Source organism: Parabacteroides sp. merdae-related_45_40, from assembly GCF_001915675.1.
Map to the genome: position 1 here is coordinate 63,636 of NZ_MNQY01000129.1, position 6,897 is coordinate 70,532.

At 45.9% G+C, this 6,897-nt stretch carries 4 protein-coding genes; all 4 read left to right on the plus strand.

All coding sequences use genetic code 11. The features are described 5' to 3' along the window. Nucleotides 1-100 precede the first annotated feature (100 nt). Complete coding sequence (locus BHV83_RS18160; RefSeq protein ID WP_005634288.1) at nt 101-1,516, plus strand: carbon starvation CstA family protein; 1,416 nt, start codon at nt 101-103, stop codon at nt 1,514-1,516. Between the two features lie 234 nt (nt 1,517-1,750). Beyond that, complete coding sequence (locus tag BHV83_RS18165; protein ID WP_286757862.1) at nt 1,751-2,869, plus strand: hypothetical protein; 1,119 nt, start codon at nt 1,751-1,753, stop codon at nt 2,867-2,869. Next, nucleotides 2,845-3,795: a hypothetical protein gene (locus BHV83_RS18170; protein ID WP_286757863.1), complete on the plus strand. Its 951-nt coding sequence runs from the start codon at nt 2,845-2,847 to the stop codon at nt 3,793-3,795. The genes BHV83_RS18165 and BHV83_RS18170 overlap by 25 nt, the downstream gene beginning before the upstream one ends. 540 nt (nt 3,796-4,335) lie before the next feature. Beyond that, nucleotides 4,336-6,897: hypothetical protein (locus BHV83_RS18175; RefSeq protein WP_286757864.1), on the plus strand; the 2,562-nt coding region annotated here is incomplete at its 3' end.

A 6,897-nucleotide genomic window follows, 5' to 3' on the forward strand; every position in this document is an offset into this window, starting at 1 on the left:
GAAGAATTGTTTTATTTTTCAGTTTTCCATTTTCTCTCCCTTGTTGTATCCTTATCAATCTAATTTTCAATTCTCAATTTTCCATTTTCAATTACCGATTATGATTACTTTTGTTTGTTGCCTTATTGCACTCATCGTAGGTTATTTCATCTACGGTAAATTCATCGAACGTATTTTCGGCATAGATGCCAAACGGCAGACTCCTGCCTATACGCACCAGGACGGCGTGGATTATATTCCGATGCCAACTTGGAAAGTCTTTATGATTCAGTTTCTGAACATCGCCGGACTGGGACCGATCTTCGGCGCCATTATGGGTGCGAAGTTCGGAACCGCTTCTTTCCTGTGGATCGTGTTGGGAAGTATCTTTGCCGGTTCAGTACACGATTACCTGTCCGGGATGTTATCCCTGCGTCATAACGGGGAGAGCTTGCCTGAGATTATCGGCCGTTACCTGGGCGTGAACTTCAAGCAGTTCATGCGTGGTTTTACGGTAATCCTGATGGTGCTGGTCGGCTCCGTGTTTGTGGCCGGGCCTGCCGGCTTGCTGGCAAAGCTGACACCGGAACATCTGGATACTACTTTCTGGATCATTGTCGTGTTCTTGTATTACATCCTGGCGACCTTGTTGCCGGTCGATAAGATTATCGGGAAAATCTATCCTTTGTTTGCTGCCGCTTTGTTGTTTATGGCGATCGGCATTCTGGTGATGTTGTTCGTCAATCATCCGCCGTTGCCTGAAATCACGGACGGGATGCCGAACACCTATCCCGGTCATCTGCCTATTTTCCCGATTATGTTCGTCAGCATTGCCTGCGGTGCCATTTCCGGTTTTCACGCGACACAAAGTCCGTTGATGGCCCGTTGCATCAAGAATGAGAAGTACGGACGTCCTATATTCTTCGGCTCCATGATTACGGAAGGTATCGTTGCGTTGATCTGGGCTGCTGCTGCTACTTATTTCTATCATAACAATGGTATGGGGGAAAACAATGCTGCCGTTGTCGTCGACAGTATTACGAAAGAATGGCTCGGTACGGTAGGTGGTATATTGGCAGTCTTAGGTGTGATCGCCGCCCCAATTACCTCCGGTGATACGGCGTTTCGTTCGGCCCGCCTGATTGTGGCGGACTTTCTGCATCTTGAACAGCGCAGTGTCTCCAAGCGGCTCATGATTTGCATTCCTTTGTTCTTGGTGGCTATCGCTCTTTTGCTTTACAGCCAGAAAGACAAGGATGGTTTCGATATGATTTGGCGCTATTTTGCTTGGAGTAACCAGACACTCGCGGTGTTTACCTTATGGGCATTGACTGTCTACTTGGTGATCTCGAAGAAGCCCTATATCGTTACGCTGATTCCGGCTTTGTTTATGACGGCTGTCTGCTCGACATACATCTTTGTCGCTCCTGAAGGCTTAGGCATGGAAAACGGCATTTCACAGATTATCGGCTTTGCCATAACAATCGTTGTTTTAGCCTTCTTCCTGGTTTGGAAGAAGAAGACCGGCAATATATAATATAGTAGGACCGGTCTTCTCTGGTACTCAAGGATGGCCGATGCTGCCTGCTCCTTTGCCCGGAGTAGACCGGACGGTTAAGCCTTGATTTTTTGGTTACTTTTGGATCAAGCCAAAAGTAACAAGTAAACCATTATTTACCAGAAATCGAAGGAAAAATGTCAGAACTGTAAACTGAAGCTTGGCGGCAATCTCTTATCTTTATCCACAGAAACATATAAAAGGATAACTACCATGAAAAAACTGATAAGTTTAGTCAGCCTCTTTTGCCTGTCGGCCTTTTTACCTTTGTCTGTTATGGGAGAGCCCATTGACCGGGAGGCCGTTGTCAAGCGGCATCGCGTGTGTACGACCGGGACGCTTCTGAAAAGTCCGGCACAAGTAGGTAACGGCAAGTTTGCCTTCGGGATGGATATAACCGGATTGCAGACTTTCGTCCCCTTCAACACCCTGTCCGACTGGAGCTGGCACAGTTTCCCCCTCCCCGAAGGGATGAGAGCCGAAGATTACCGTCCGGTTGTCGTGGAGACGCACGGCAAAAAGATTGCTTATGAACTCCGCAATCCCGACCAGCCCGAGCTGTCCGAATGGCTGACCAAGAACCCTCATCGCTATAACCTGGGCCGTATCGGTTTCCGTCTACTGCGTGAAGACGGTACGGAAGCGCGGGAAATTGACCTGGGCAATGCCTGGCAGGAAATCGATCTGTGGACAGGTGTTGTCTATAGCCGTTTCGAACTGAACCGCAAAGAGGTGAAAGTGCGTACCGTCTGCCATCCCGATAAAGATATGATCGGAGTCAGCATCGAGTCCGAACTGTTGAACGATGGTAATATGAGCATCTATCTCGACTTTCCTTATCCCGACGGACGCTATTTCAAACACTATATAGGACGCTACGACACGATCTCTGGCCATACTTCCACCTTCGAGAAGTTGGCTCCGAACTCGGTCCGTATCGCCCGTACGATGGATGACACGCACTACTACGCCACCCTTGACTGGACCGGCCCTGCCACTTTCAGCCGTGAATCTGAAAAGGCGCATACCTTCCTCCTCCAGCCCCAGCATACTTCCACCTTTTCCTTTACCTGCTGCTTCTCTCCTGAACCGGTCGCCGATGTGACCGAGTCGGTTGCCTCTATCGAACGGAAGAGTGCTGCCAGTTGGGAGAAATACTGGCGTTCGGGAGCTGCCGTCGACCTCTCCGGAAGCAAAGATCCCCGCTGGCTGGAACTGGAGCGGCGTATTGTCCTCTCGCAGTACTTGATGCGTGCAAATGAAAGCGGATTTGGTGGCATGGCGTGCACTACGGGTTGTGGAATCGGATGGAATGTTTTGATAACTATCTGAACGTCTATAAGGACTTTATGCCGAAGGCCCTCGAACGCGCCAAGAGCGAAGGTCGTAGCGGTGCACGTTGGCCGAAGTGCACCGGAAACTTCAACCGCGAATGGCCTGGTAGCGCCCATGCCTATCTGATCTGGCACGAACCCCATCCGATCTACTTCGCCGAGATGCAATACCGTCAGAAACCTGCTCCCGAAACATTGGAGAAATGGAAAGACGTCGTGCTGAACACGGCCGATTATATGGCAGATTACCTTTTCTACGACAAAAAGACGAAACAATATGTCCTGGGTCCTCCTGTCGTTGTCGTTTCCGAGAATACGGACCCGTTGCAGACCATCAATCCGATTTTCGAGTTAGGCTATTTCCGCTACGGCTTGCGCACGGCGTTGGAATGGGCGGACCGGCTGGGCCTGTCGGAAAAAAGAACGAAGAAATGGAAGGAAGTACTTTCGAAGATGGCTCCCCTTCCCGTTGCCGACGGCGTCTATACCACCTACGAGGGCATCCCCGATATGTGGACAAAATATACCTACGAGCATCCGGCCCTGACCGGTGTCTACGGCATGTTGCCTGGTGATGGGGTAGACCAGCCGACTTTCAAGCGCACGTTGGAGAAAGTCAGCAAAGAATGGCAATTCAATCGCATATGGGGCTGGGATTTCCCGATGTTGGCAATGGCTGCCGCCCGTACGGGACAGCCGGCACTGGCTATTGACATGCTGATGCACCCTTCCGCCGGATTCCAGTTCGACGAACATGGTTTGGCGACAGGCGGTCCGTTTCCCTATTTCCCTTCCAACGGAGCGTTGCTGACGGCAGTCGCCATGATGTGTGGCGGTTGGGACGGCTCGGAGGGGGAGGCTCCCGGTTTCCCGAAAGACGGGAGCTGGACGGTTCGCTACGAAGGGTTTGTGCCGATGCAGTAATAATGGCCGTTTGGGGGAGGAAAATCGGACAATCACCGAAAAACAAACAAATAGGCATCGGATCAAAAACGGATAAGTATCCCTCTGAAACGTAGTAAGCATCAAGGATTTCCTTGAAAAAGACCGATTTTTGAACCAAAACGGGGCTGATGAAATTTAAGACTTGGTAATTGGAAAATAATTTATTGTAAATCAAGTGATTGGTGGGTTAAAAAATGACTAAAAAAAACGATCCTTTAAATTTGTCATTTTTCCGAGACAAAAATACGCATTCCTTTTTAAACCACAACTCTTTTCTGTAAAAAAATTCGTACCCCTATATCCTTTCTTATCAATTAGATAGCAATTGGAGTACAAAAAACCATCTTTCCAATACGAACTTCGAAGATAGGCAAAAAAAATGACTAAAAAAAAGGATCGTTTTTGCTATCAAAGTACAAATGTTAACACGTGTACATTATATATACGTGTACATAATGATAGTAAGAAGTAAGAACTGATATTTCAATTAACTGTATTATTAATATTAAAATTTAGATTATGAACAAGAGATTTTCTACTCTCGTTGCTGCCTTCGCAGCAATTGCTACTGTCTCTTATGCACAGATCGGTGACAAGTATGTGCATTTGAAGACCAGTTCTGATTACCTGACGGTTACAAAGGAGAATCCGGTAAAAGCCGACTCTGTAAAACTTGCATCTTTGGGCTTAAGCAAAGCTCAAAAAGACTCTGCTTTGTGGTTGCCGAAGTTTGTTGAAAAGATGGTTTCTGGCGACTCCGTATTCCAGTTTGTAAACAAAGCGACAAAGAAGAATTTGTCTTTTGCAGTGAAGAAAAATGGTGCTGGTGAGTATGGCACTATGATTGCTCCGGGGATTGACAAGTTTGTGTTCAAGACAGGTGTTGCTGGTGGTTCTGAAATCTATGCAGCTTATGGTCAGGATACGATTGTATCTATTAGTACTACTTCTGGAAAGCTAAATGTAGGAACTACATTGCCGAGTGAAAAATTTGAGATTGAAGCTCCTACTCCAATCTCTTTAACTACTGTCGCTGATTTGGCTGGTAAACTTTCTACTTTCAAATTCGAATTCAAAGGGAAAGACGGTGGAATCTTCACTGCTACGGATTTGATTCCGGTTCCTGTAACGGTTAGTGGTGCCAATAAATATCGTTTCCAGGTTGTAGGCCAGGAAAAGAGCACAAAAGGTACGAAGAAGGATCAGTATATCACTATTGATACGACAATGATCGGTTCCACAACTTCTATCCAGGTAGCTGCTTTCAAATTGGATACAATCGTTGCTGCCGGTGGTGCACAGTATCAGGGAGGTAACGAAGGTTTACAGACATTCAACTTGTCAATGGATTTGGGTAATGACTCAATCAGTATGGTGACAGACTCTATTGTCCGTTTTGTAAATGGTAAATACGAAGTTGCTGTCAATGGTGGTTCTGGATATACCTACATCGTTGGTTACAAGACTTTCAACGGTGCGCCGGTATTGTGTATCGACTCTGCTGCTATCGAAGCTCCGTTCATCACACTTGCTAAAGGTACTCCGGTTAAATTGGCTGGTGGAACAGGTGTTTACTCTTTACAGTTGAAGGCTAAGGGTGGCAATACTAATGCTGCTTATAATGACAAGTATTTGGTAGGTGATGGCTCTACTCCTTCTGATGCTGTAGCAGCAGCTTCTGTCTATATTCCTTCTACCCAGTTCTATGTAAAAGAACATGAAGATGGCACTTATTCTATCCAAGGTCGTGAAGCTACTACTATAGTAACTCAGACGGGTTCTAATGGCGAAACTTATGGTGAAGCAATTGCTTCTACTTTGCTTTTGGATGAAGAACCGTTATATGCTGTTGATGTGGCAAATGGTGTTTATCACTTAGGTAAAGGTAATAACCAAGATACTCTTGTGTTCAAGAAATTGGATGTAGACTTGACAAATGAACATATCGGTTACAAGTACTATACAAAAGAAGAAATGGGTTATGGCGCTGTTAAGTTCAACTTAGCTTCTGCTGCAGCCGACGATATCTATTTGTCTTTGGTTCAAGATTCTGTAATTGCTGGCGCTAAGGGGGCTGAAAAGGCACTTGAATTGCGTTTGGTTGAAGGTGCAGAGATCGCAAAAGACACTGTTTATTATGGTGCTCAGGCATTAGGTGATACGTTGGTTCGTGTTGCTTATGCATTGGAACAGGCTTATGATGCAGAAGGACGTTTGGCTCACGAAGCTGTCAGCGGTGTTGAAGTTGTTAAGTTGAGTAAAAAAGCCAGCTTACAAAATCAGCGTTTCTTCTTTGTGGCAGGTCCTGCTGAAGATTCTTACAAGATCGTTGAAGCAACGACTACTACTAACGATATACTCACATTGAACATCTCTAACTTGTCTGTGACTTACGATGAACCGGTTGCCGGCGTGGAAACTTACTTCAATATCGAAGGTGCTGAAGCTCCTGTTTATAAAAAGGTGGAAAGTGGTCACTATAATATCGGTAATGGTCTGGAAATGTTGACTGCATCTGATGGTGTTGCCAAGATGTTGCGTGTAGGCGACGAGCTGAAAGCTACTTCCACTGCTGACGATTTTTCTTTATATGTTGACTCTGCTTATGTAAATCGTGGTGAAGATAACACTGAATATGGTTACTATCTCTACAAAGGTGCAGAAGTTAAGAATGACACAATTGTTGGTACTGTTTTGGCTGCTAAGGGTTCATTCAAAGCAACTGCTGCTACAGGCGATAGTGCGGTATTCCGTACAGCAACAATTGTAAAGGATACAATCGCTTATGAAGGTGATTTGAAAGATGGCAAACAGAATAAATATAAAGTTAGAGATGCTAAGAACACTTCTCTTGTAGGTTTCAAAGTGATTGAAGAAGGTGGTTATGAGATCGTTGCTTTGAACTCTGGAAAGAAGTTGGCCGTAGTGAATGGAGTCGTTATCTTCTCTAATAATGTTGCTCCTCTGACATTCACAACTGAAGCTGCTGAAGCTCCTACTGCAAACGAAGGTGTTGAAGTATCTGAAGTGAAAGTGATCGCTACTGAAGGTGGTGTTCAGATCGTAGGCGCTACCGGTAAG